Here is a 24,325-nt window from a genome sequence, read left to right on the forward strand (position 1 = left end):
AAGGCCCGGCCATGCGCCGGGCTTTTTTGTGCAGCGACGCCAAGATCAGATCCGCAGCACGCCGACGAAGTTCTGCAGCCACTCGCCCAGGTTCGGGGTCAGCGTGGCCGCCAGCATCAGCAGCAGGACCAGCAGCTTGGCCCCGAGGATCCGCATCAGGTCCATCAGCGACACGTGTTGCGCATCCTTGGTGAACATCTGCCCGATCAGCGGTGCGCGTTCCAGCGAGATCGACAGCCAGGCGCTGACCGCGAAGGCCAACGTCATCGAGCCCAGCGCCACCGCGCTCTGTTCCCACTCCAGCGCGAACGGGAACACCTCCTGCATCGCCAGCAACACCACCGGCGCAGCGAACGCGGCCCACAGGCAGCTGCGCACGCAGGTCAGGCCGAACTTCATTTCGGCCGCCGTCTGGTCACGCCAGCGAGCCAGGCGTGCGCGCTGGTCGGTCGATGCGATCGCGGCCTGGACATCGGCCGGATCGGGCACCGGCCAAGGGTCGTCGCCACGCTCCAGCGCCAGCCAGTCCTCGTCGTGGAACACTGCGGCCAGCGGCGAGCGCGGCGACATGCCCAGCCAGTGCGGATTGGGCCAGTCGGCGGGGAGGGCGCCATCGGGCAGGCGTTCGATCACATGGTCGCGCAGGTCGCGGCCCAGTCGGACCAGGCGGCCGTTCTGCAGCAATGCCTGCGACAGGAAGAACACGCCCAGTCCGAGCAGTGCCAGGGCGAGCGCGCCTGGCATGCGCGCGCCGTCGACCGCTTCGGGCATCCGGCTGCCCCAGTAGGCCAGTGGCGCCAGCACCGCGGCGATGGCCAGCAGGATGGAACTGAAGGTGTAGCGGCGGCTCAGGTAGCGGCCGGCATCGAACTCCGCCGGCGCATGCCGCAGGTGGATCGCGCAGCGCCGGTTCCAGGCGCGCAGCCGGGTCATCACCAGCCCGGCGAACCACAGGTACAGGGCGAACATCGCCCACAGGGTGACCCGGTCGCGGCCGTGGATCAGGTCGAGCGCGCCGCGCATGGCGCCGCGGAACTGCTCGGTCAGCAACAGGTGGCCCCAGCGCACCGCGAACAGCAGCAGCGTGGCCAGCGCGAGCAGCGCCAGCAGCGCGCAGGCCAGCGAGGGGGCGCTGTACGCAGGACGGCCGGCCGCCGATGCCAGTCGCGAAGCGTGGCCCTCGGTGCCGCCCCGCAGCAGCCGGTCCAGCCGCCACCCGGTCTCGCGCAGCGCATAGCGCACCGGCGGCAGCACCGTGCGCCCGGGACGCGAGGACAGCATCAACCACAGGCTGGCGATCAGCGCCAGGCTGGACGCGGCGACCAGCATCGGCAGCACCAGGTTGAGCGAGAGCACGCGGAAGTCGGCGGCGATGAGGGTGCTGCGTGCGCGGGCCCGCCAGGTGCCGGTGTTTTGGGTCGCGCTGGATCCGGGCACCGCAGGCGCATCGTCGAGCCGCATGTAGGTGTCAGGTTCCAGGCCCTGGATTCCGGCCAGCGTGACCACGCTCAGCGGCGAACGATTGCGACCACCGGGGGCCGGCACCATGTCTTCCGTTGCCTGCGTTCCCGTGGCCTGGGACGCAAGCAGTTCCTGGCTGGCACGGAACAGGTTGGCCGCATAGTCGGTCGGGAAGGCGAAGATGCGCCGGGTTCCGGGCACGATCTCGCGCTCGCCGGCGCCCTCGCGCGGGCGCTGGCATTCGGTGCGATAGCGGCGCCTGCCTTCGACCACGTCCACGTAGCAGGCCTGCATGCGGCCGTTGGCGACCATCAGGGTGCCGCGGTTGGCGCGCCGGTACTCGGGATGGGCGAGCAGGTGGTCGCCTTCCAGCGCCACCGGTATCGCCCCCGGCACCGAGCGTCGCACCACCGCGAGCATGAACAGCCGGTCGCGCACGTCGGTCGCCACCACCATCACCGCGCGCGGTCGCACGTAGACGTTCAAGGCGTCCATCAGCTGTTGCAGGCTCAGTTCGTCCGAGCGCGTGCTCAGCTGCGGCTGGTAGACCGGCGGCAGATCCAGGCTGGCGCCGGCGTCGCGCATGTCCAGCTCGAGGAAACGGCGGGTGACCAGTTGCGGATTCTTCGCTGCCTCGCGATCGAGATTGGCGTGTTCGGCACGGATCGCGGAAATATTCTGCGGGAACTGCAGGTAGGTCGGTTGCGGGCTGCCGGCGCAGGTCGGAGCCTTTTCGCCCATCGCTTCGGCGGCGGCGCGCTCGCCACCCAGCTGGGTGCGGGTCTCCTGGGTGCCCTGGCCGAATGCGGACTCTTCGGTCAGCACCACCACCTCGCCCGGGCAGATGCCATGCACGACTTCCAGGTAGGCGAACAGGTGGGCCATCTGCGCCAGCTGGTCCCACTGGGCGAAGGTGCGGTAACGGACCGAATATCGACCCGCCGGATCATCCTGCTCGATCAGCCGGTTGCTGGCGACCGTCGCCGACGGGCTCATCAGGTCCAGGTGCAGCCCGGCCTGCTGGGCGATGCCGGAAATCGAAGCCAGCGATCCGGAGAAGGTGGGGCCGAGCACCGCCACGCGTGCGGTGGCGCCAAGTTCGGCAGGAGCGCCGGTCATGCATGCGGCGCCGCCATCGTCCCTGCCCGGCCGCTCGCCGCCGGCGTTGAGCGCGATGGCCTGGCGCACGGCCCGGCACAATGCCAGCCGCTGCACGCCGAAGGTCGGTGATTCGCCCACCAGGTAGAGGACGAAGTAGCGCGTGCGCGGTCCCGCATTTTCGGGATCGCGCCAGGCATCGTTGCGGAACACGAGGACGCCGGGCGTGCTGCGGAATGGTCGCGGCGGCGGCCCGTCGCTTTTTTCGGCCACGACCGGCCAGGGCATCGCATGGCCCTGCAGCACGTAGCCGCCGAACTGGAAGCTTCGCACCAGCGTGGCCACTTCGATGTCGAACGAACGCCCCAGCCGCGACTCGACCGGGTCGGGCAGGGTGGCCACCGCGGCCTGCCAGTAGGCGCCGGTGCGCGCACTCACGCCGGGGAGCGGATCGAACACGTCGCGCACTGCCGCCGAATCGACCAGTACGCCTTCGCCGCGCGCAGCCGGATCCGGTTCGACCGCCGCTTCCACGCCGGGCGGTGCGGGCGGTGCGGGCAGGGCCACGGTGGCATCGGCGCGCGCGTGCAGGCCCAGTGCCAGCACGGGCACCAGCAGCAGGCCGGCCACTGTGCCTTTCGCGCGCGCGCGGCATGCGGCCCATGCTCGGCCGGCGACGCCGGTCACCGCCTCCATCTCGCCTCTCCTCGTTCCAGCCGGCGGGCGCGAGGCGCCCGCTCAGGCCTTGTGGATCAGGTCGAACACCAGCCGCTGCAGCGCCTTGTCGTCGTCCAGGCTGCCGTGGGTGGTGGCCTCGGTCGAACGGCTGGAACTGCCGTCGATTGCCGTGGCGCTGGGCAACCGGGCGATGTCCGAATGCGGGCTGGCCACCGCCATCATCTGCGCGCCCCACGGCAGGGTGGCGCGAGCCGGCACCAGGTCGCGCTCCAGGCCCAGGATCGGCGTCTCCTTCTTGTCCTCGAACGAGCGCGAGACCAGGTATAGCAGCGAATGGCCGTAGGGCTTGCAGGTCGGGTCGGCGCGCTCGGCCGCATCGGTCAGGTGCGCCACCAGCAGCTTGGTCCCGGTCTTCAGTACCGCCTTGCCCAGGGTGCGGTCGAACTCGTCGACCCGCACCGCCGGCGCGATCAGGCTGACCGAGCGCAGGTCGAAACCGGCCTGGATGGCCGCCGCGCCCAGGTGCGAATGGAGGATGCCGCCGGCCGAGTGTCCGATCAGGTGCAGCCGGATCTTCGGCAACCCGTATTCCTTGCCCTTGGCCTTGTACAGGTCGAACAGCATGCGCACGCCCGACCCGGGGTTGCTGCTGATCCGGGCCGCGTTCTCCTTCATTTCGCTCCACAGCGGACGACCCAGCGGGCGGGCGATACCTTCCACGCGCTGGTTCCACCATTCCTTCCAGTTGTCCTTGACCTTCTGCCACGCGCCGGATGCGCGCGCCTCGTCCGGTGCGATCTTGTCCTCGATCATGTTGGTGACGGTCTTGATCGCGCCGGTTTCCCACATCAGGAACACCGGGAAGATCTTCTCGTCATAGAGTTTCGGTACCCACAGCTTGGCCGACTGGGCCGCCGCGTCCTCGTTGTTGAGGCCGCCGTGGGCGTAGATGGCGATGTCCACCGCCTGGTTGGCGCGCATGCCCCACTTGCGGCAGGCCTCCTTGAGGTGGATGCGCAACAGCGCGTCCACGTCCGATTCCTGGGTGCGGAACTGGCCGCGCTGGCTCAGCTTGCCGTTGTTCTCCATGTTGATGATGAACGGGCTCAGCTCGTGCGCGGCCAGGATCGGATTGCTGGAAACCACGCCCTTGCCGCTGGTATCGATGCGCAGCGAGGTCGCATCGGCGATCGCCTCGTGCTCGGCGGTGACCACGCCCAGCTGCGCGACCCAGCAGTCCATCGCGTTCTCCAGCCAGTCGCTGTAGCGCAGCACCGCCAGTCCACTCTTGCCCCAGACATTGCCCCAGGAGTTGTGGACGATGAAACCGTCGCGCGTGTAGCCGACGATGGCGAATGCATGCCCGCCGTCGGGGCTGCCGGTCTTGCGCTTGATCACCGGCAGGTCGGCCGGGTCTTCCGGTCGCGGCACCGGCTGGTCGAGCAGGAGTTCTTCCCAGCCGCCATGGGTGAAGGCGCTGGCGTACAGCGCGCCGACCTGGTCGATGGCCACGTGCATGTCGCGCAGCGAGCGTGGGTCCAGGCGGTAGTACGCGCCGAGCGGGCGCTTGATCGCGTCGGTCCACCAGTCCTCGCTGGCCGCCTGCTTGGGTACCGGCATGTCCATCTTCGGCCACAGCCGCGCGCTGCTGGCGCCATGGCGCAGCCAGCCCTTGAGCGCGCCGCGCAGCGAGGAGCCGGAGTCGGCCTCCGGACCGCCGTCGTCGTTCTCGGCCCACTCGTCGTAGCGGCGCGCCATGCTGTAGAGCATGAACGGCGACATCGACTCGACATGGCGGCCGGCGCGTACCAGCAGGTACTCGATCACCACCGCCAGCGAATAGCCGGTGCAGGCGCTGGTCATGCCCTGGTCGAGCATGGGCCGCACGTCCGGCGGATAGCGCACGTCCTGTGGCGCTGATGAGACCGGCGGCTGGTACTCCCAGTCGCGCAGGTCGACCGAGTCCGGCCGCACGTTGAAGACGCGGCTGGTGCGCTTGCGCGCGGTGCCCACGGCGGTCAGCTCGAGCATTTCCAGCGGCGCCATCTCCGGCCGGCCGGGTGCGACCAGCGAACGGGGCGAGGCTTTCTTCGCGGCGCCCGCGCCAGCGCGGCGCCCGCCGCGCACCGGCGCGGCCGCGTGCCGCGCGTAAGCGGCAGCCATTTTTTCGTCGTAGCGGTTCTGCCGATAACCGGGGCCGTTATAGAGGCTGGCGAACTTGGCCCAGTCCTTGCGGCGCAGCGGCACGATCAGCGGCGAGCCGGGTCGAGCCAGCAGGCTCGCGAACGCTTCCAGTTGTCCGTCGGCGCCACCGGCATTGCACTCCACGAAGCGCCCGACGCTGTCGAAACCGCACAGCGCGTAATTGAAGCCCATGATCTGGAACGCGCCCCAGCTGGCCGACTGCATCGCCGCGGCAGGGTCCAGCGCTGCGGCCTTGTCCAGGCGCTTCCATTCGCCGGCCAGCGAGCCCGAGTACTGGCGCCGGTCCCACTTGGGATAGCTGATGTTGGGATGGCTGGCGCTGTACCGCCCCGCGGTGAGGCGGTGGAAGATATGCCCTTCGAACAGGATCTTGGGCCGGCGGTCCGGCGCGGGCAGGAAGCCGCTGCCGCTGGACTCGACCTCGGCGATGGCTTTCAGGGCGGGCAGTTCGACCTGGAGGCGGGCCGCCAGCTGCTTCCACATCGCATCGCTGACGCTGCGCTTGATATCCGTGTCCATGCGGGCTCCACTCCATGACGGGTGACTACGAGGACAACGCAGGCGGGCCGTGGCTCAGGACACCAGTCGCCGCTTTCGTGAGCGGTTCAGCGCAGGTAGGTCGACAGGTCCTCGGGCAGGCGGATGTCGACCAGGCGCCAGCGCAGGCCCTGGCGCTGCAGGACGAACACCGTGCGGTGCCCGTTGGCGTGCTCGAGTGTGCCGGTGAAACGCGACAGCGATTCGTAGCGCAGGCGCGTGCCCTGCAGCGGGCGCGCCGGTTCGGCCTCCGCCCAGGTGTCGCCACCGACCGTGCGGCCGCCCGCGCGCTGCCACAGCACGTGGCCCTGCAGCAGGGCACCGATGCCAAGCGGCGTGGCCAGGGTGTCGACCGCCACGCCGCTGGCGCTGCCGGCTACCGCCAGGGCCAGGGCGCCGAAGAAGTTGCCTGCCACGTCCTCGCCGGCGGTCCGGACCATGCGATCGTCCAGCTGCGCCTTGAGGTTGACCCGCAGCCGCGGGAAGTCGACATGCCGTTCGAGGGCGGCGGCATCGCGTTGCGCGATCGCGCGTTCGATCCCGCGCACCGCCAGCCAGGGGCCGGCGGCCACCCAGGCGAGCAGCGCCAGCAGCAACAGCACGAGCGCTGCGACGATCCCGCGCAGCGGTGGCGCACGGCGGCCAGGAACGGGAGGCGGCGCGGGTTTCGGATCCATGGCTCAGAACTCCAGGTCCAGTGCAGCGCAAAGGTAGTCGATGAACGGCCCCAACGCAGCCAGGTCGGTTTCGAGGGTCTTCCTCAGGCGCGGACCGGTCATGGCCGCATCATCCAGCGGCCGCGTGAACACCCAGTTGCGGTGCTTGAGGTCGTCGATGAACTCGAAATCGGCCGGGAAGCCGCGCGGTGCGCGCGACAGCACTTCGCTGTCATCCAGTTCGAAGCGCCGCCGCAAAGCCGGCGCATGCGCGGTCTTCTTCCAGGCGCCGGGGTTGTCGAGGATGAACTGGCGCACGCGGCGCTGGGTGTCGGGCTCCGGATGCCACAGTCCGCCACCGACGAAGCTCTCGCCTGGCTGCAGGTGGACGTAGAACGACGGCGCGGGAACCTCGCGGCGACGCTCGTGGAACAGCCGCGCGCCCTGCCACGGCTTGTACGGCGACTTGTCATTGGAGAAGCGCGCGTCGCGGTAGATACGGAACAGCGATCCGCCGACCGTGCGTGGATCGGCGCGGAAGTGCGGGCTCACCGCGGCCAGTCCAGGCTGCAGGTCGGTGATCAGGCGCAGGAACGGCTGGCGCACGTGCGCCTCGTAATCCTCGCGGTGGGCTTCGAACCAGGCCTTGTCGTTGTGCCGGGACAGGCCGCGCAGGAACTTGAAACTGGCAGCGCTGAAATACGTGCTCACAGGGTCGCCTGCAGTTCGCGGCCCCAGTGCTCGAGCGGATCGAGCAGGGCCAGCTTGGACGGGTCGCCGGCGTGGGTTGCGCGCAGCGTGGCGATCTCGGCGAAGTAGCCGTCAAGACCGTACTCGGACAGTTCGCTGCCGTCGGCCAGCCGGCGGCGGCGATAGTCATCCCAGCGTCCGCGTTCGGCGGGCGTCAGGGTCTCGGGCCAGTTGCGCGCGCGATAGCGGAACAGCAGTTCAGGCAGGCGCGGGTCGCGGAAGTCGAAGGCGCGCGTGCCGAGCTCGGCCGGCGCGGTGGCGCGCACCTGGGTGCACAGCCGCTTGTCGCCTTCACCGCAGAAGCCCGAATACAGCGCGCCATCCACGTCGCCGTCGGCGTAGTCGCGGCCGGTGGCGTAGACCTGGCGTGCCTTCTCGGCCAGGGCCGGCCCACGCTCGCGCAGGCGCACGGCCTTGGCCTGCAGCGTATCCGGATCCAGCCCCAGGCGCTGGAAATCCTCCGGGCGCAGGTGCGCCCAGGGCACCAGCATCGGCGACCGGTTCAGGTGCACTTCCTTCAGCGGCACGCGGGCTACCCCGGGCGGCAGGTCGGCGACGGGCGTGTAGAGCCGCTCGGCGATGCCAGCGGCGTCCTGTTCGATCAACGCATCGATGTCGCCATCCAGGTCGAACACGATCACCCGGTTGCTGATCGACGGATGCACGCTCAGCGGCAGGACCATCGCCGCGCACAGGCGGCTGGCCGGATAGCGTTGCGATACATGCAGCACCGGCTGCATCGCGAAGGTGTCCACCAGGCCGGCGGCGTGGCGCTTGTCGCGCAGCTTCAGCGCGTAGTCCCACAGCCGGGGCTGCGACTGGCGCAGCAGGCGCGCCAGGCCGATCGTCGCGTACACGTCCGAGAGCGCCTCGTGCGCATCGCCCTCGCGTACACCGTTGGCCAGCGCCAGGTGCTCGAGCCGGAACGAGGTGGCGCCGTCTTCGCGCTTCGGCCAGGTGATTCCTTCGGGGCGCAGCGCGTGCGCCAGGCGCAGCACGTCGAGCAGGTCCCAGCGCGAGTTTCCGTTGCGCCACTCGCGCTCGTAGGGATCGAAGAAGTTGCGGAACAGGGTGTGGCGGACGAACTCGTCGTCGAAGCGCAGCGAGTTGTAGCCGAGCGTGCAGGTGCCGGGACGCGAGAGTTCGTCGACGATGCGCGCGGCGGCTTCGGCCTCGACCACCCCATCGCGCAGGGCCTGTTGCGGCGTGATGCCGGTGATCAGCGTGGCGATGGGCGAGGGCAGCAGGTCTTCGGCGGGCTGCACGAACAGGCTGACCGGGTCCTCGACCACCTGCAGCGCGCTGTCGGTGCGGACCGCGGCGAACTGGGCGATGCGGCTGCGCCGGGGATCGGCGCCGAAGGTTTCCAGGTCGTAGAACAGGAAGCTGTCGGTCATGGGCTGCCTTCGCGCTAGCGCGCGTCCTCCAGGACCGGCAGGCGCTCGTGGACGATGCGGTCCAGCGCGCTCCAGTCGACCGCGGACAGGTCGTCGTGGCCCTGCGTGGCCTGCTCCAGGATCGTGCGCTGGATCTCGCTGCGCTCCAGCGCGACCGCGTAGGGAATGCGCATGAACGTGACCATGGCGTAGTGCGGCACGAAACGCTGCGGATGGCGCTCCTGCAGGGCCCGCTCCAGGTCGCGTTGCAGCAGGAAGCGCGGGTCGTCGACCCGGTCGCGCATCTCGATGTAGTTTTCCAGCGCCATCGCCTGGATCGCCGCCGCGTTCGGCTGGCGCTCGGCCTCGAACGCGGCGAACGCCTGTGCGAGCATGGGATGCGCGTCCATGGCGTCGGCCAGCGCCACGCAGTCCTCGAAGGCGCAGTTCATGCCCTGGCCGTGGAACGGCACCATCGCGTGGGCGGCATCCCCGAGGACCACCGCGCGGCCGCCCAGGTGCCAGCGGTCCAGGTACAGCGTGCCGAGCAGGCCTGGCGGATGCTGTTCCCAGTCCTGTTCCAGGTCCGGGATCAGCGGCAGCGCGTCGGGGAAATCGCGTGCGAACAGCGCCCGGACTTCTTCGCCGCTGCGCACGCTGGCGAAGCTGGGGTCGATGCCCGGTGCCCCGTGACCGCCGGGCCGTCCATGGTTGGGCAGGAACAGCGTGACGGTGAAGGTGCGCTCGTCGTTGGGCAGCGCAATGCACATGTAGTGCCCGCGCGGCCAGATGTGCAGCGCGTTGGGCTCGATCCGGTAGCCGCCGTCGGCGCCGGGTGGGATCGTCAGTTCCTTGTACGAATGGTCCAAGAACTCGGTGCGCTCGCCGATCCCGGCCTTGCGCACCATCTCGCCACGCAGGGCCGAACCTGCGCCGTCGCTGCCGATCAGGGTGGAGAAGCGGATGTCGTGCGGCTGGTCGTCGCGGTCGTCGATCAGGCGCGCCGAACCCGCGTCGAAGTCGACCGTGTGCAGGCGCCGGTGGAAATGGATCGTGGCGCCGGCGCGTTCGGCGGCGCGGAGCAGGGCGATGTTGAGGTCGGCACGGTGCACCGACCAGATCACTTCCGAATCGTCGCGTCCATACCGTTGCAGCTGCAAAGACCCGTCCAGGCCGTGGATCATGCGCCCGCGCATCATCACCGCCTGCGCCATGACCGCGTCCTCGACGCCGGCCGCGCGCAAGGCGTGGCGTCCGCGTTCGGCCAAGGCCAGGTTGATCGAGCGCCCGGACTCGTAGCCCTTGATCCGCGGGTCGCCACGCCGCTCGTAGACGGTGACCTTCCAGCCGCGCTGCGAGAGCAGGATGGCCAGCAGCGAGCCGGCCAGGCCGGCGCCGACCAGGGTCAGGCCGCGCTCGCGCGGCGTGGAGTCAGACCCCACGCCAATGCTCCACTTCCTCGACGAACCGCAGGACGTCGGCGAAGCGGTTGTACAGCGGCGCTGGCGAAATCCGGATCACGTCCGGTTCGCGCCAGTCGCCGAGGATGCCGGTATCGCGCAGGTACCCGAACAGTTCGCGGCCGCGCTCGCGCCCGCCCGCCACGCGCAGCGAAAGCTGCGCGCCGCGCCGGGACGGATCGGTGGGGGTGATGATCTCCAGCGTGCCGGCCAGGCGCTGGCGGATGAGCTGGTCGAGGAAGCCGGTGATCTTCTCCGACTTGGTACGCAGCACGGCCATGCCGCCGGCGCGTTCGAACTGGTCCAGCGAGGCACGCAACGGGGCCAGTGCCAGCACCGGCGGATTGGACAGCTGCCAGCCCTCGGCGCCGGCGGCTGGAACGAATTCCGGCGCCATGCGGAAGCGGGTGGCCGCATCGTGGCCCCACCATCCGGCCAGTCGCGCCATGCCCGATTGGCCATGCCGTTCGTGCACGAAGCAGCCGGCGACGGCACCCGGACCGGCGTTGACGTACTTGTAGTGGCACCACACCGCGAAGTCCGCGCCGCTGTCGTGCAGCGCCAGCGGCAGGTTGCCGACCGCGTGGGCCAGGTCGAAACCTGCGACCGCGCCCTGGGCCCGCGCCAGCCGTGCGATCTCCTGCAGATCGAAAGCCTGCCCGGTGCGGTACTGGATGCCGGGCCACAGGACCACCGCCAGGCGCGGCCCGTGTTCGGCGATGGCACGCTCGATCGCCTGCATCGACAGCGTGCCGTCGGGCTCGTCGGGCTGTACCTCGACCAGGTCGGTGGCCGGGTCGAAGTCGTGCAGGCGGATCTGCGATTCCACGGCATGCCGGTCCGACGGGAACGCGCCGGCCTCCATCAGGATCACCGGCCGCTCGCGGGTGGGCCGGTAGAAGCTGGCCAGCATCAGGTGCAGGTTCACCGTCAGCGTGTTCATCGCCACCACTTCGCCCGGCTGCGCGCCGACCAGGCGCGCCAGCGGTTCGCGCACCAGGCCGTGGTAGGTCATCCAGCCGGTGTCGCCGCTGAAGTGACCCTCGACCGCCTCGCCGGCCCACTTGTCCATCACCTCCAGCACGTGCGCCCGCGCGCCGCGCGGCTGCAGGCCCAGCGAGTTGCCGACGAGGTAGGTCTGCTCGCGGTCGCGGTGCCTGGGGATCAGGAACTCGTTGCGGAACGGACGCAGCGGGTCGGCGGCGTCCATGGCGAGGGCGTGGGTGCGGGCGCTTGCGGTGGCGTGACTCATGGATTCCAGGTACGGAAGAGGGTGGGCAGCCGCATCAGGTGATGTCGGCCAGCGATTCGGGTTGCGGGTCGTAGCGCGCCGGGCGCGGGTTGAGGTGGCCGCAGTGGCTGCACGTGCGGTGCGCCTCGGAGCCGTAGAAGCGTTCGAACACCGGCGGGAAGTCCTGCTCGATGTCGCGCAGGTGGAAATACTCTTCGTACAGCTTGTGGTTGCAGCGTTCGCAGAACCACAGCAGGCCGTCGTCCTCGTGCGCGAGCCGGCGTCGCTCGACCACCAGGCCGACGCTGCCGGGCAGCCGTTGCGGCGAATGCGGCACCCGCGGCGGCAGCAGGAAGATCTCGCCGGCGCGGATCGGGATGTCGCGCAAGGCGCCCGGGCCGCCCTGCGGGTTGTCCTGCACGCGCAGCACCATTTCACCTTCGAGCTGGTAGAACCACTCCGGGCCTTCGTCCCAGTGGAAGTCGGTGCGCGCGTTCGGGCCGCCGACCACCATCACGATGAAATCGCCGTCGTAGATGCACTTGTTGCCGACCGGCGGCTTGAGCAGGTGCCGGTGTTCCTCGATCCAGGCCTGCAGGTTGAGCGGGGCGGGCAGCATGGCGGATTCCTGCGCGGTGCCGGGGCCGGCACTTGAAAGCGGATGGCTCAGCGGTTCTCGCGATCCTGGCGGATGCGGGCGAGGGCGGCGTCGTACTTGCCGGACAGGCAGTCGATCGTGTCGATGTCCATGCCCAGGTGGTGCACGCGACCATCCTTCAGGCTGTAGACCCAGCCGTGCACCGTCAGTTCCTGCCCGCGCGCCCACGCATCGCGGACGATCGTGGTCTGGCAGACGTTGACCACCTGCTCGAGCACGTTGAGCTCGCACAGGCGGTCGTGTTGCAGCTCCAGGCCGCCACTATGGTGCAGGCAGTCGGCATGGCGGTCGGCCACGTCGCTCACGTGGCGGATCCAGTTGTCGACCAGGCCCAGCCGCAGCCTGGTCAGGCCGGCGTAGACACCGCCGCAGCCGTAATGGCCGACGACCAGGATGTGCTTGACCTTGAGCACGTCGACGGCGAACTGGATCACCGACAGGCAGTTGAGGTCGGTGTGGACCACGACATTGGCCACGTTGCGGTGGACGAAGACCTCGCCCGGCGCCAGGTCGATGATCTGGTTGGCCGGCACCCGCGAATCGGAGCATCCGATCCACAGGAATTCCGGCGCCTGCTGCTGCGACAGCCGCGAGAAGAATTCCGGATCCTCGGCGCGCACGCGCTCGGACCAGGCATGGTTGCGGTGGATCAGTTCGTTCAGTTCGTCGGCCATACCGGCATTATCACAGACCCGGGCCGGTCGCCGCTCGCACCCCGTGCCGGGCGGCCGCGCGCCGGTTCAGTCCCGTGGCCTTGCCAGCCGGTCGGCCATGAGTGCGGCCACCCCGGCGGCGGCTTCGCCTGGCAGCTGCCCAAGGCCGGCGATGGCGCCTTCGACATTGGCCACCGGATGGTTCTGGTTGAGCTTGAACTTCAGCTCGACCCGGTCCGGCTCGAAGCGGAACCCGACGATGCCGCGCAGCTGCGAACGCTCGCGCGGGTTGTCGTGGTCGTAGCGCCATTGGCCGCCCACCTGCGCTTCGAAGCGCTCGCCCAGGCGGGCGACGATCGAGGCGAGCGCCGCTTCCTCGTGCAGCGGCTGCAGCATCCCGGCCAGGTGCGCGACCGCGTAGTTCCAGGTCGGTACGCGGGCCGCGTCTTCCTTGTCCGCATACCAGCCCGGCGAAATGTAATGGTGCGGGCCGTGAACGAGCAGCAGGGCGGGGCCCGCATGCGCGGCCTGCGGATTGGGCCGCGCCCAGTGCCCTTCGATCAGGATGCGGCCGCCATCGCGCGCATACAGCACCGGCAGGTGCGACACGACCGGCAGGCCATCGGCGCCGCAGGTCACCAGGGTGGCGAACGGATCGCGCGCTACCAGCCAGTCCAGGCCGGCGAGGTCGTGTTCGGCGAAGGCGTGGGGTGTGTACATGGGCGTGGTCGTTCCCGCTGACGGGAACGCCTGCCGGCTCAGGCCCGGCGGCCGAGGTTGACGGTCATCTGCGCGACCAGTTCCTCGTCGCTATCGGCGCGAGGGGGTGCGATTTCGTCCAGCGAAAAGCCGCGCTCCAGCGCGTCTTCCTCGTCCATGCCATCGAACTCGACGAAACCGGCGTCCATCAGCAGTGCGCGCGCGGTGTCTTCGCTGTCATAGGTGTGCAGGTTGCCGTTGTGGTCGAGCACCTCGCCGGTGCCGCCTTCGCGTTCGCCCAGTCGTGCCCAGTGCAGGACGTGGCCCAGCGTGGCCAGCCACCAGGACTGGTGCAGGGAAGCATCGGGATTCATGGCATTACCTCGGCGACCAGCCAGAGCAGGCCTGCCATCGACAGGCCGAAGATGATGGTGAGCAGGGCGATCCGCGCCGGCGTGGCCAGGCCGCTCAGCGAGCGGTCGGGGGTGGCGCGGTAGCCGCCGCCCAGCAGCCAGCGCAACGCAGCCGGATTGGCGAAGGCGCCCGGCCCGAAGTCCGCGGAGGTGCCGGCATGCCGGTCACGCACGTGGACCAGGGTCAGCGGCCAGAAGATCACGAAGGCGGTGGCCCCGGCGATGGCCACGCCGACGAAACACAGGGCGAAGAACAGGATCATGGTGCTTGTGACATCCACATCAGGTTGAACCCCGGCACATGCACGTGCCGGGTCTTGCGAGGGGCTCGCATCGGGTTGAACCCCGGCACATGGACGTGCCGGCTCTTGCGAGGGACTCGCATCCTAGAACTCGGCGCTGCCTGGCGCGCGCGGGTAGGCGATCGCGTCGCGGATGTTGGACAGCCCGCACACGTACACCACCAGCCGCTCGAAGCCCAGGCCGAAGCCGGCATGCGGCACGCCGCCATAGCGGCGGAAGTCGCGGTACCAGCCGTAGTGTTCCGGATCCAGGCCGAACTGGGCCATGCGCGCGTCGAGCACGTCCAGGCGCTCCTCGCGCTGGCTGCCGCCGATGATCTCGCCGATCCCCGGCGCCAGCACGTCCATCGCCGCGACGGTCCTGCCGTCGTCGTTCAGGCGCATGTAGAACGCCTTGATGTGCTCGGGATAGTTCATGACCACCACCGGGCGGCCGACGTGTTCCTCGGTCAGCCAGCGCTCGTGCTCGGTCTGCAGGTCCAGGCCCCACTCGACGGGGAAGTCGAACTTCTTCCCGGATTTCTGCAGCAGGGTGATCGCCTCGCTGTAGTCGATCCGCTCGAACGGCGCGTTGATGAAGCCTTCGAGCTTGGTGATCGCATCGGGCTGCACGCGTTCGGCGATGAAGGCCATGTCGTCGGCGCGTTCTTCCAGCACCGTGCGGAACAGGTACTTGAGGAAATCCTCGGCCAGGTCGGCGTCGGCGGCCAGGTCGGCGAAGGCGATCTCCGGCTCGATCATCCAGAACTCGGCCAGGTGCCGGGTGGTGTTGGAGTTCTCGGCGCGGAAGGTCGGGCCGAAGGTGTAGACCTTGCTCAGCGCCAGGCAGTACGCCTCCACGTTGAGCTGGCCGGACACGGTCAGGAAGGTTTCCTTGCCGAAGAAGTCGCGGGAGAAATCCACCGCGCCGTCCTTGCCGCGCGGCAGGTTGGCCAGGTCCAGGGTCGAGACGCGGAACATCTGGCCGGCGCCCTCGGCGTCGGAAGTGGTGATGATCGGCGTGCTGATCCAGTAGAAGCCGCGTTCGTGGAAGAAGCGGTGCACGGCCTGGGACAGGCAGTGGCGGATGCGGGTCACCGCGCCGAACAGGTTGGTGCGCGGGCGCAGGTGGGCGAACTCGCGCAGGTATTCCAGCGAATGCTGCTTGGGCTGCATCGGATAGGTCAGCGGATCCTCGACCCAGCCCACCACCTCGATCCTGGAGGCCTGGATCTCGAAGCTCTGGCCCTGGCCCTGCGAGGCGACGAGGGTGCCGGTGGCGATCACCGAACAGCCCGAAGTGAGGTGCTTCACTTCCGATTCGTAGTTGGCCAGCGTGGACGGCGCAACGACCTGGATGGCGGCGAAGCAGGAGCCATCGCTGACGTTGACGAAGCTCAGGCCGGCCTTGGAGTCGCGACGGGTCCGCACCCAGCCGCGTACCGTGACCTCGCCGCCGGCGGGGATCCTGCCCGCAAGCGCATGTTCGACGCTGACCACCGTCATGGCTTGAATCCTTCTGGCCTGGGGCCCATCTGTGAGAGCGGAAGTGTAGCGGCTGCGGCCGCGCGGTTGCGAGGCACCGATGCCCGCGCCGCGCCGCAGCGTCCTGCGGCCGATATCAATCCCGGCACCGGCGAGGCGCCGGCCCCGCCTATAATCGACGGGCAATCCTGGAGGTTCCTGATGGCCGTAACCCTGACCCCTGTCGCCCTGGAGCGCGTGCAGCGCTTCCTGCAGCACGACCCGGCCGCGCTGGGCCTGCGCTTCGGCGTGACCCGCACCGGTTGCTCCGGCTGGGGCCACGTGGCCGACCTGGCCCGCGACAGCCGTGAAGGCGACGCGGTGTTCGAGCAGTCCGGCGTGCGCATCTTCGTGGACGCCGACAGCCTGCCGCTGGTGGACGGTACCGAGATCGATTTCGCCCGGCAGGGACTGGGCGAGACCTTCGTCTTCAACAATCCCAACGCCACGGCCGGATGTGGCTGCGGCGAGAGCTTCACCACCGGCGAGGCCTGAGCGCCTGCGGCTTCGAGCGGAGACTTCCGGCACGGCGCCGTCGGCCCGCGACGGGTTAGGCTTGGGCTTTGCCGTCCAGCTGGAGACTCCATGCGCCGCACCGTCCTCGCCGCCGCCCTGGCGGCCTGCTGCTTCCCCGCATTCGCCGCCCCCGCCGCACGCGAGCCGGCCGTCGCGTCGCGCAACGAAGCCGCAGTCGCACTGCATCGCCTGTTCGATGCCGAGTGGGAGCGCGGCCTGCGCGAATCCCCGGAAAATGCCGCCTACCAGGGGGATCGGCGCTACGACGACCGCTGGAGCGACATGAGCCTGGCGGCCATCGCCCGGCGCGAGGCGGCCGATCGCGAAGCGCTGGAAGCGCTGCAGCGGATCGACCGCGCGTCGCTGTCGCCGGCCGACCAGCTCAACTACGACACGTTCGCCTGGCTGCAGGAACGGGCGGTGGCCAGGCAGAAGTTCCGTGAGTACCTGCAGCCGATCGGCCACCAGGGCGGAGTGCAGACCGCCGACGGCATCGCCGAGCTGCTGCCGTTCGCCAGCGAGCAGGACTACCGCAACTGGATCGCACGCCTGCATGCGCTGCCGGTGCTGCTGGAGCAGAACACCGCCCTGATGAAAGCGGGCGCGGAGGCCGGCAGCATGCCGCCGAAGGTGCTGATGCAGCGCGTGCCGGCGCAGATCCGCGGCCAGGTGGTGGAGGATCCCGCGAAGAGCCCGTTCTACAAGCCGTTCCTGAAGATGCCCGAATCGATCCCGGCGGCCACGCAGGAAGCGCTGCGCAAGCAGGCGCGCGAGGCGATCGCATCGCAGGTGGTCCCCGCCTATCGGGAATTCGGCCGTTACTTCGAGCAGGACTACCTGCCGCGGGCCCGCGACACCATCGCCGCGACCGATCTTCCGGATGGCCCGGCCTACTACGACTTCCTCGCCGGCTGGTACACCACCACCGACCTGACCGCCGGGCAGATCCACGAAATCGGCCTGAAGGAAGTGGCGCGGATCCGCGCGGAGATGGAGAAGATCCGCGCCGAGGTCGGCTTCAAGGGCGACCTGCACGCCTTCTTCCAGCACCTGCGCACCGATCCGAAGTTCTTCCACAAGGATCCGGCCGACCTGCTGGAGGCCTACCAGGCCCTGTCCAAGCGCATCGATCCGGAACTCGTGAAGGTCTTCCGCACCATCCCGCGCCTGCCGTACGGGGTGCGTGCCATCCCCGACAACATCGCCCCGGACACCACCACGGCCTACTACCAGCCCGGCGCGGTGGACGGGAGCCGGGCGGGGTTCTACTACGTCAACCTGTACAAGCCCGAGGTGCGGCCGACCTGGGAAATGCTGGCCCTGTCCCTGCATGAAGCCGTACCGGGCCACCACTTCCAGTTCGCCCGCGGGGCCGAGCTGCCGGACCTGCCGATGTTCCGCCGCACCGCCTACTTCGTCGCCTACGGCGAGGGCTGGGGCCTGTACGCCGAGCGCCTGGGCTACGACATGGGCCTCTACGACGACCCCTACGACCGCATGGGCCAGCTGGCCTACGACATGTGGCGCGCGGTGCGGCTGGTGGTGGATACCGGCATGCACGCCAAGGGCTGGAGCCGGCAGCAGGCGATCGACTTCTTCATGGACAACTCGCCCAAGACCGGACAGGACGTGGTCAACGAGATCGACCGCTACATCGCCTGGCCGGGCCAGGCCCTGGCCTACAAGATCGGCCAGCTGCGGATCTCGGCCCTGCGAGAGGAGGCGGCGCGCGAACTGGGTCCGGCCTTCGACGTGCGCGACTTCCACGATGCGGTCCTGGATACCGGCTCGGTACCCCTTGAGACGCTCGAGAAGCGTGTCCGGACCTGGATCGCCGAGCGAAAGCGGGCCGGCAAGCCGGGCTGAATCCCGGGGTCAGGGCGGTCCGGGGGAGAGTATGGGCCGGGCCGGGGGTACCCGGCCCGGAACCGCGGGCCCCCGGCCGTGCCGCTATCCAGACCGGATCTGTACCCGGGATTTGCGTCCAAGTGCCTGACCCTGCATAATTTCCGGCTCCCTGCGCTACCTGGTGCGGGGAGACCTTGCCCCACCGCATCCAGTTCCGGATCGACGGGGGGCTGCCAGGCCTGCAAGGGCCGCATCCACGAGGAAGACACAATGCGTCATTACGAAGTCGTGTTCCTGGTCCATCCGGACCAGAGCGAGCAGGTGCCGGCCATGATCGAGCGCTACAAGTCGCTGATCGAAGGCTCCAGCGGCACCATCCACCGCCTGGAAGACTGGGGCCGCCGCCAGCTGGCCTACCCGATCCAGAACCTGGTCAAGGCCCACTACGTCCTGTTCAACATCGAGGCCAGCCAGCCTGCGATCGACGAGCTGGTCGAGACCTTCCGCTTCAACGACGCGATCCTGCGCCACCTGGTGATCCGCCGCGATGGCCCGGACACCGAGCAGTCGCTGATCATGAAGAGCAAGGACGAGAAGGGCGACAAGCCCGAGCGTGGCGAGCGCCGCCGCCGTGACGAAGAAGGCGAGGGCGCACCTGCTGCTGCTGCCGCCGACAACGACGGCGACAACGCCGAAGCCGCCTGATCTCGCCCCCTAGGAGCACACACATGTCCAAGTTCTTCCGTCGCCGCAAGTTCTGCAAGTTCACCGCCGAGGGTGTCAAGGAGATCGACTACAAGGATCTCAACACCCTGCGCCAGTACCTGACCGAGAACGGCAAGATCGTTCCGAGCCGCGTGACCGGCACCAAGTCGCGTTACCAGCGCCAGCTGTCGACCGCGATCAAGCGCGCGCGCTTCCTGGCCCTGATCCCGTACACCGACAACCACGACGTGTGATGCGGGTCCTTCGCAACAGTCCGCGCATCCACCTGCGGACTGCTGGCGAAGGGCGCCCCGGGTCACACCCGCTGTCGAAACACACCCGTCCTATTCGGACAGCACTCGTTGCGGCGCCCCGGCGCCGCTAACGGATAACGGAGCAAGACAATGCAACTGATCCTCCTGCAGAAGGTGACCAACCTCGGCAACCTCGGCGACAAGGTCGACGTGAAGCCGGGCTACGGCCGCAACTTCCTGGTCCCGCAGGGCAAGGCCGTGCCGGCCACCGCCGCCAACGTGGCCGAGTTCGAGGCCAAGCGCGCCGACTACGAGGCCAAGGCCAAGGCCAACCTTGACGGCGCCCAGGGCCGCGTCGCCCAGCTGGAAGGCGCCAGCGTGACCTTGAAGGTCAATGCTTCCACCGAAGGCAAGCTGTACGGCTCGGTCGGCCCGCGCGATATCGCCGACGCCTTCACCGCCGCCGGCCTGCCGCTGGAGAAGAGCGAAGTGGTGATGGGCGAAGGCCCGATCCGCCACATCGGCGAGTTCGACGTGCTCGTGCACCTGCACGCGGACGTCGAGACCACGGTCAAGGTCGTGGTCCAGCCGGAAGCCTGATCCATCCGGCCATGGCATGACGAAGGGCGCCGCAGGGCGCCCTTCGCTTTTGTGCGGCGCCGTCGCGGCCGGTGAGATGCCCACCGGTTATGCACAGGGTTATCTGCAACGTCCCCTCTGCCGAGGCGACTACCATGGCCGATCCCGTTCCCTTCCTTCCCTCCGCACGCAGCCTGGAGTCCAGCGCCCCGATGTCCGCACGCCCCGGCTTCCGCAACGACCGCAGCGACCGCAGTGATGCCCGCATCGAGCAGCTCCGCGTTCCGCCCAATTCGGTCGAGGCCGAACAGGCGGTACTGGGCGGATTGATGCTCGCCCCCGAGTCCTACGACGCGGTCGGCGACGTGCTGGTGGAGAACGACTTCTACCGGCGCGACCACCAGCTGATCTTCAGGGCGATCCGGGAGCTGGCGGAGAAGAGCCGCCCGTTCGACGCGGTCACCCTGGGCGAGTGGTTCGATTCGCAGGGCTATTCCGAGCAGATCGATGGCGGTGCCTATCTGGTCGAGCTGGCGACGACGACGCCTTCGGCCGCCAACATCCGCGCCTACGCGGAGATCGTCCGCGACAAGGCGGTGCTGCGGCAGCTGATCGAGATCGGCACCGGCATCGTCAACAACGGCTTCCAGCCCGAAGGCCGCGACAGCGCCGAGCTGCTGGCCAAGGCCGAGCAGGAGGTGTTCGCGATCGCCGAGGCCGGGTCGCGTGGACGCCAGGACTTCACCCCGGTCAACCGCGCGCTGACCGAAGCCTTCGAGGTGCTGCAGAGCCGCTACAACAGCGGCGGCGGCGTCACCGGCCTGCCCACCGGCTACACCGAATTCGACGAGATGACCGCCGGCCTGCAGCCGACCGACCTGATCATCCTGGCCGCGCGCCCGGCGATGGGCAAGACCACGCTGGCGCTGAACATCGCCGAGTACGGGGCGATGAAGTCGAAGAAGGCCGTGGCCGTGTTCTCGATGGAAATGTCGGCCTCGCAGCTGGCATTGCGCCTGATTTCCTCGATGGGCCGGGTCAATGCGACCCGCCTGCGTACCGGCCAGCTCGAGGACGAGGACTGGAGCCGCGTCACCAGCGCGATCCGCATGTTGCGCGACGTCAAGATATTCATCGACGACACCCCGGCGCTGTCGCCCGACGTGCTGCGTTCCAAGGCGCGCCGGCTCAAGCGCGAGCACGGCCTGGGCCTGATCGTGATCGACTACCTGCAGCTGATGCAGGTGCCGGGCAACAACGAGAACCGCGCCACCGAGATTTCCGAGATCAGCCGCTCGCTCAAGGCGCTGGCCAAGGAGCTCAACGTGCCGGTGATCGCGCTGTCGCAGCTCAACCGCTCGCTGGAAACGCGTACCGACAAGCGTCCGGTGATGGCCGACCTGCGCGAATCGGGCGCCATCGAGCAGGATGCGGACCTTATCGTCTTCATCTACCGCGACGACTACTACAACCGCGAGAATTCGCCGGACAAGGGCCTGGCCGAAGTCATCATCGGCAAGCAGCGAAGCGGCCCGACCGGCTCGCTGAAGCTGAAGTTCTTCGGCGAGTACACGCGCTTCGACAACCTGACCCACGACGCGGTCGGCGTGTTCGAGTAGCGCGGTTCCAGGGAGGTGGCGGCTGCGTGACAGGCCGCGCGCGCCCTTACCCGGCGCTCACGATCGGCGCCGTAGCATTGCCCGTCCGTGGCCGGAATGGCCATGTTTACCATGCACAGGAGCGTGTCCATGATCCGCAAGCAGACTTCCTTCGTCCTCGCCGCCGCGCTGCTCACCGTCGCCGTGGCCGGCTGCCAGACCACCGACCCGTACACCGGCCAGCAGCAGGCCAACCGTACCGGCACCGGTGCGCTGATCGGCGCCGGCATCGGCATCGCCGCGGGCCTGCTGACCGGTGACAGCGCCGTCGAGCGCCGGCAGCACGCGATGATCGGCGCCGGCATCGGCGGCCTGACCGGCGGCGCGATCGGCAACTACCAGGACCGGCAGCAGGCCGCGTTGCGCGAGAAGCTGCAGGGCACCGGCGTCGACGTGGCGCGCAAGGGCGACAACATCACCCTGAACATGCCGGGCAATGTCACCTTCGCCTTCAACAGCGCCAACATCGACCCGAGCTTCTATCCGGTGCTCAACGACGTGGCCGGCGTGCTGCGCGAGTACAACCAGACCGTGGTCGAGGTGGCTGGCCATACCGACAGCATCGGCAGCGAGGCGGTCAACCAGCGCCTGTCGGAGCAGCGTGCCGGCGCCGTCGCCCAGTACCTGTCCGCGCAGGGCGTGCAGCAGGAGCGCCTGATCACCATCGGTGGCGGCAAGCGCTATCCGATCGCCAGCAACGACACCGAGGCGGGACGCGCGGCGAACCGCCGGGTCGAGATCACCCTGGTGCCGGTGCAGTCGTAAACCGATCCCCCGGCCGCGGGCTCGCGGAGTCGACGAAGAAAACGGGCCGCTTTGCGGCCCGTTTTTTTGGCGCGAGATCGCGGATGTGGAGGAGCCGCAGCTCAGCCTGTGACCTGTTCGAGGATGCGCTTGCCTTCCCGTCCGGCGGACTCTTCATCCGTGGAGGCGCTCGCTGCAGCGGCCTGGCTTTTGAGCTCTCCGGTGACGCTGCACATCGCCGGGCACTGGGCCATCATGTAATCGGCGTTGGAGCTCAGCCGTTCGACCAGGAAGTCGACGAAGGCGCGCACTTTCGGCGACACCACCCGGCCCCGCGGGAACACCGCGTTGAGGTCGACCTCCGGACCGGTCCAGCCGGCCAGTACGCGCCGCAGCACGCCGGCCTCCACGTACGGCTTTGCGGTGACGTCGCTGGCCAGGGTCAGGCCTTCGCCGCACAGCACCGCGCCCAGCAGGGCGGATGGATCGTTGGCGGCCATCAGCGGGTTGATCGGATATTCCACCGTGCGGCTGCCGTCGCTGAGCGGCCAGGTGATGCGCGAGGGATGGTGGTGGTAGCTCTTGCGGACCGCGACGATGCGATGGTGCTGCAGTTCGTCCGGATGCAGCGGCTCGCCATGCTTGGCGATGTAGTGCGGGCTGGCGAAGATCTGGGTGCGGAAGCTGGCCAATCGCCGCGCGACCAGGCTCGAGTCGGGCAGGGTGCCGACGCGCAGGGCGACGTCGATCTCGTTGCCGATCATGTCCACCGGATCGTTGCTCATGTGCATGTCCAGGCGGATGTCGGGGTAGCGTTCGTGGAATTCGCCCAGCAAGGGCGATATCCAGGCGATGCCGATCGAGTAGGAAACGGTGAAGCGCAGCCAGCCACGCGGGCCGCCCTGCAACTGGCCGACCGCGCTTTCGGCTTCGTCCAGTTCGTGGGCGATGCGCTGGCAGTGCTCGTAGTAGACGTTGCCGGCTTCGGTCAGGCCCAGCCGGCGCGTGGTCCGGTGCAGCAGCTGCGCGCCCAGGCGCGTTTCCAGTTCCTGCACCTTGCGGCTGACGGTGGTCTTGGGCAGGCCGAGGGTCTTGGCCGCGGCGATGAAGCTGCCCTGTTCAACCACCTTGACGAAGACCAGGGTGTCGTTGAGGTCTTATGCCATGTCGGAAATCCGGGAGGAGGAGAATGGATTGGCCCTTCGGCGGGATGATTATTCCCTTTAATCAGGACTAATCAAGTCCTGATTGGCGGCGTAACTTGGCCGGCATCCCCCGTAGCCCTGGCCACACGCATGTGGATCACCAAGTTCATGTCCCGCCTGTTCCCGTCACCGGCCCCAAGCCGGGAGCGGGTTTTCGTTCGGCCTGGGCTGGGTGAGAGCCGGCCCACCGGGCATTTCCGGGAGTTCACCGTCCCGCCGCGCTACCAGCGCGGTGGCGTGGGCGAGGCCAGGAGGGCATCGAAATCCATTGGGTGCCCAGATGGGATTATCCCGTGTGTGGGAGGAAATATCCCGTGAGCGGGATGCTTTCCCCCGAGACCCTGGTGCTGGGCGCCAGTGGCCGGGTCGGTTCCGGCGTGGTCGCCGCGCTGCTGGAAGCAGGCAGCCCGGTGCTCGCCGTCGGACGCGACGACAGCCGGCTGCAGGCGTTGGCGCAGATGCATGCCGACGAGCCGGCGCTGGAGCTGCTGGCCGGATCGGTGGCGACCGACCGCGAGGCGGCACGGCTGGCCGCGCAGGTCGCCGAACGCCCGCGTCGACTGCGCGCGGTCATCGATACGGTCGCCGGCCCGCGTCGCAGTGCCCGCCTGCTCGATCGCCGCGCCACGTTCCTGCGCCACAGCCTGGATCGCGGCCTGCTGCCGCACCTGGCCGCCGCGCGCCACCTGCTGCCGCTCCTGGCCAACGACAGTCGCCAGGGCGAAGTCGACGCAGCGCGCTACCTGCTCATCGGCGGCCCGCAGGCCGAGTGCGGCTGGGCCGGATACGGACATGCATCGATCACCGGAGCGGCGCTGCGCATGCTGGCCAAGGTGCTGCACGAAGAGGCACTGCCTCTGGGCATACGCCTGCAGCTGCTGGCGGTCGATGCGCCGGTCTGGGATGCCGATAACGCCAGCTCCGCCTGCAGCGGCTGGCACGCCGCGCTCGCAGTCGGGCGCAGCGCGGTATCGCTGGTCGCCGGCAGCGGACGGCCTGATTGCATCGTGGCCTGTTCCGCGCGCGACGCAATTCCCGCGAGTCCCTTGCTGGCGCGTGACTTCGCCCAGGCGCTGCAGGCCGCGGCAGGTACCCATGACGGCGGCCGTGCCGCGGCCTGATGCGGGCTTCCGCCT

At 69.0% G+C, this 24,325-nt stretch carries 22 protein-coding genes; 8 read left to right on the plus strand and 14 right to left on the minus strand.

What is annotated here, in order from left to right; translation table 11 throughout:
- Positions 1–45: 45 nt before the first annotated feature.
- The 13 genes from MNQ95_RS13495 to asnS form a co-directional block, all read right to left on the minus strand.
- Positions 46–3,189 carry a hypothetical protein gene (locus MNQ95_RS13495; RefSeq protein WP_241953174.1) on the minus strand — a complete coding sequence of 1,048 codons (3,144 nt, stop codon included), beginning with the start codon at positions 3,187–3,189 and terminating at the stop codon, positions 46–48.
- A gap of 108 nt (positions 3,190–3,297) precedes the next feature.
- A complete protein-coding gene (locus MNQ95_RS13500; protein WP_241953175.1) occupies positions 3,298–5,961 on the minus strand; it encodes an N-acetylmuramidase domain-containing protein in 2,664 nt (887 codons plus the stop codon).
- Positions 5,962–6,047: 86 nt separating this feature from the next.
- Positions 6,048–6,656, minus strand: coding sequence for a DUF2939 domain-containing protein (locus MNQ95_RS13505; RefSeq protein WP_241953176.1), 609 nt, complete (start codon positions 6,654–6,656; stop codon positions 6,048–6,050).
- A 3-nt stretch (positions 6,657–6,659) separates the two neighbouring features.
- Positions 6,660–7,346 carry a DUF2461 domain-containing protein gene (locus tag MNQ95_RS13510; RefSeq protein ID WP_241953177.1) on the minus strand — a complete coding sequence of 229 codons (687 nt, stop codon included), beginning with the start codon at positions 7,344–7,346 and terminating at the stop codon, positions 6,660–6,662.
- Positions 7,343–8,782 carry an exodeoxyribonuclease I gene (gene sbcB / locus MNQ95_RS13515; protein ID WP_162408812.1) on the minus strand — a complete coding sequence of 480 codons (1,440 nt, stop codon included), beginning with the start codon at positions 8,780–8,782 and terminating at the stop codon, positions 7,343–7,345. The genes MNQ95_RS13510 and sbcB overlap by 4 nt, the downstream gene beginning before the upstream one ends.
- 14 nt (positions 8,783–8,796) lie before the next feature.
- Entirely contained in the window at positions 8,797–10,203 is a 1,407-nt protein-coding gene (locus tag MNQ95_RS13520) for an FAD-dependent oxidoreductase (protein ID WP_241953178.1), read from the minus strand.
- The gene (gene kynU, locus MNQ95_RS13525; RefSeq protein ID WP_241953179.1) at positions 10,193–11,473 is read right to left on the minus strand and encodes a kynureninase; all 1,281 of its coding nucleotides are present in this window, start codon (positions 11,471–11,473) and stop codon (positions 10,193–10,195) included. The genes MNQ95_RS13520 and kynU overlap by 11 nt, the downstream gene beginning before the upstream one ends.
- A gap of 34 nt (positions 11,474–11,507) precedes the next feature.
- A complete protein-coding gene (locus tag MNQ95_RS13530; protein WP_241953180.1) occupies positions 11,508–12,071 on the minus strand; it encodes a 3-hydroxyanthranilate 3,4-dioxygenase in 564 nt (187 codons plus the stop codon).
- Between the two features lie 47 nt (positions 12,072–12,118).
- Positions 12,119–12,784, minus strand: a complete 666-nt coding sequence (gene can, locus MNQ95_RS13535; RefSeq protein ID WP_241953181.1) for a carbonate dehydratase — start codon at positions 12,782–12,784, stop codon at positions 12,119–12,121.
- A gap of 66 nt (positions 12,785–12,850) precedes the next feature.
- On the minus strand, positions 12,851–13,483 hold the full coding sequence (locus MNQ95_RS13540) for an FMN-binding negative transcriptional regulator (RefSeq protein ID WP_241953182.1): 633 nt from the start codon (positions 13,481–13,483) through the stop codon (positions 12,851–12,853).
- Between the two features lie 38 nt (positions 13,484–13,521).
- Entirely contained in the window at positions 13,522–13,836 is a 315-nt protein-coding gene (locus tag MNQ95_RS13545; protein WP_162408824.1) for a hypothetical protein, read from the minus strand.
- Complete coding sequence (locus MNQ95_RS13550) at positions 13,833–14,138, minus strand: hypothetical protein (RefSeq protein ID WP_162408826.1); 306 nt, start codon at positions 14,136–14,138, stop codon at positions 13,833–13,835. Before MNQ95_RS13550 ends, MNQ95_RS13545 begins: the two co-directional genes overlap by 4 nt.
- Positions 14,139–14,261: 123 nt before the next feature.
- Positions 14,262–15,662 carry an asparagine--tRNA ligase gene (gene asnS, locus MNQ95_RS13555; protein WP_162408828.1) on the minus strand — a complete coding sequence of 467 codons (1,401 nt, stop codon included), beginning with the start codon at positions 15,660–15,662 and terminating at the stop codon, positions 14,262–14,264.
- A 180-nt stretch (positions 15,663–15,842) separates the two neighbouring features.
- On the opposite strand from asnS, the gene MNQ95_RS13560 reads away from it, so the two are divergent.
- The 7 genes from MNQ95_RS13560 (at position 15,843) to MNQ95_RS13590 (ending at position 22,005) form a co-directional block, all read left to right on the plus strand.
- The gene (locus MNQ95_RS13560; protein ID WP_162408830.1) at positions 15,843–16,175 is read left to right on the plus strand and encodes a HesB/IscA family protein; all 333 of its coding nucleotides are present in this window, start codon (positions 15,843–15,845) and stop codon (positions 16,173–16,175) included.
- Positions 16,176–16,265: 90 nt separating this feature from the next.
- Positions 16,266–18,062 (plus strand): DUF885 domain-containing protein, encoded by a 1,797-nt coding sequence (locus tag MNQ95_RS13565; RefSeq protein WP_162408832.1) that lies wholly within the window; start codon positions 16,266–16,268, stop codon positions 18,060–18,062.
- Between the two features lie 252 nt (positions 18,063–18,314).
- Positions 18,315–18,749, plus strand: coding sequence for a 30S ribosomal protein S6 (rpsF, locus tag MNQ95_RS13570; RefSeq protein ID WP_162408834.1), 435 nt, complete (start codon positions 18,315–18,317; stop codon positions 18,747–18,749).
- Between the two features lie 23 nt (positions 18,750–18,772).
- Positions 18,773–19,003 (plus strand): 30S ribosomal protein S18, encoded by a 231-nt coding sequence (rpsR, locus tag MNQ95_RS13575; RefSeq protein ID WP_052633502.1) that lies wholly within the window; start codon positions 18,773–18,775, stop codon positions 19,001–19,003.
- A gap of 150 nt (positions 19,004–19,153) precedes the next feature.
- Positions 19,154–19,603: a 50S ribosomal protein L9 gene (rplI, locus tag MNQ95_RS13580; RefSeq protein ID WP_162408836.1), complete on the plus strand. Its 450-nt coding sequence runs from the start codon at positions 19,154–19,156 to the stop codon at positions 19,601–19,603.
- Positions 19,604–19,794: 191 nt separating this feature from the next.
- Positions 19,795–21,201, plus strand: a complete 1,407-nt coding sequence (locus MNQ95_RS13585) for a replicative DNA helicase (RefSeq protein WP_162408838.1) — start codon at positions 19,795–19,797, stop codon at positions 21,199–21,201.
- Positions 21,202–21,330: 129 nt separating this feature from the next.
- Positions 21,331–22,005 carry a YiaD family glycine zipper/OmpA-like lipoprotein gene (locus tag MNQ95_RS13590; protein WP_238390272.1) on the plus strand — a complete coding sequence of 225 codons (675 nt, stop codon included), beginning with the start codon at positions 21,331–21,333 and terminating at the stop codon, positions 22,003–22,005.
- Positions 22,006–22,106: 101 nt separating this feature from the next.
- Here the strand turns inward: MNQ95_RS13590 and MNQ95_RS13595 are convergent, their stop codons facing one another.
- Positions 22,107–23,111 carry a LysR family transcriptional regulator gene (locus MNQ95_RS13595; RefSeq protein WP_486660003.1) on the minus strand — a complete coding sequence of 335 codons (1,005 nt, stop codon included), beginning with the start codon at positions 23,109–23,111 and terminating at the stop codon, positions 22,107–22,109.
- 392 nt (positions 23,112–23,503) lie between these two features.
- Between MNQ95_RS13595 and MNQ95_RS13600 the strand changes: the two genes are divergently transcribed.
- Positions 23,504–24,310 (plus strand): SDR family NAD(P)-dependent oxidoreductase, encoded by an 807-nt coding sequence (locus MNQ95_RS13600; protein WP_425605672.1) that lies wholly within the window; start codon positions 23,504–23,506, stop codon positions 24,308–24,310.
- Positions 24,311–24,325 lie beyond the last annotated feature (15 nt).

It is taken from the genome of Pseudoxanthomonas daejeonensis, from assembly GCF_022637495.1.
Lineage (GTDB): Bacteria > Pseudomonadota > Gammaproteobacteria > Xanthomonadales > Xanthomonadaceae > Pseudoxanthomonas > Pseudoxanthomonas daejeonensis.

Excerpts from the sequence above, each read along its gene's own strand:
- MNQ95_RS13565 (WP_162408832.1), top strand. The coding sequence starts at position 16,266 with ATGCGCCGCACCGTCCTCGCCGCCGCCCTGGCGGCCTGCTGCTTCCCC.
- MNQ95_RS13505 (WP_241953176.1), bottom strand. The coding sequence starts at position 6,656 with ATGGATCCGAAACCCGCGCCGCCTCCCGTTCCTGGCCGCCGTGCGCCA.
- rpsF (WP_162408834.1), top strand. The coding sequence starts at position 18,315 with ATGCGTCATTACGAAGTCGTGTTCCTGGTCCATCCGGACCAGAGCGAG.
- MNQ95_RS13550 (WP_162408826.1), bottom strand. The coding sequence starts at position 14,138 with ATGATCCTGTTCTTCGCCCTGTGTTTCGTCGGCGTGGCCATCGCCGGG.
- asnS (WP_162408828.1), bottom strand. The coding sequence starts at position 15,662 with ATGACGGTGGTCAGCGTCGAACATGCGCTTGCGGGCAGGATCCCCGCC.
- MNQ95_RS13560 (WP_162408830.1), top strand. The coding sequence starts at position 15,843 with ATGGCCGTAACCCTGACCCCTGTCGCCCTGGAGCGCGTGCAGCGCTTC.
- rpsR (WP_052633502.1), top strand. The coding sequence starts at position 18,773 with ATGTCCAAGTTCTTCCGTCGCCGCAAGTTCTGCAAGTTCACCGCCGAG.
- MNQ95_RS13500 (WP_241953175.1), bottom strand. The coding sequence starts at position 5,961 with ATGGACACGGATATCAAGCGCAGCGTCAGCGATGCGATGTGGAAGCAG.
- rplI (WP_162408836.1), top strand. The coding sequence starts at position 19,154 with ATGCAACTGATCCTCCTGCAGAAGGTGACCAACCTCGGCAACCTCGGC.
- MNQ95_RS13585 (WP_162408838.1), top strand. The coding sequence starts at position 19,795 with ATGTCCGCACGCCCCGGCTTCCGCAACGACCGCAGCGACCGCAGTGAT.
- sbcB (WP_162408812.1), bottom strand. The coding sequence starts at position 8,782 with ATGACCGACAGCTTCCTGTTCTACGACCTGGAAACCTTCGGCGCCGAT.
- kynU (WP_241953179.1), bottom strand. The coding sequence starts at position 11,473 with ATGAGTCACGCCACCGCAAGCGCCCGCACCCACGCCCTCGCCATGGAC.
- can (WP_241953181.1), bottom strand. The coding sequence starts at position 12,784 with ATGGCCGACGAACTGAACGAACTGATCCACCGCAACCATGCCTGGTCC.
- MNQ95_RS13590 (WP_238390272.1), top strand. The coding sequence starts at position 21,331 with ATGATCCGCAAGCAGACTTCCTTCGTCCTCGCCGCCGCGCTGCTCACC.
- MNQ95_RS13540 (WP_241953182.1), bottom strand. The coding sequence starts at position 13,483 with ATGTACACACCCCACGCCTTCGCCGAACACGACCTCGCCGGCCTGGAC.
- MNQ95_RS13530 (WP_241953180.1), bottom strand. The coding sequence starts at position 12,071 with ATGCTGCCCGCCCCGCTCAACCTGCAGGCCTGGATCGAGGAACACCGG.
- MNQ95_RS13545 (WP_162408824.1), bottom strand. The coding sequence starts at position 13,836 with ATGAATCCCGATGCTTCCCTGCACCAGTCCTGGTGGCTGGCCACGCTG.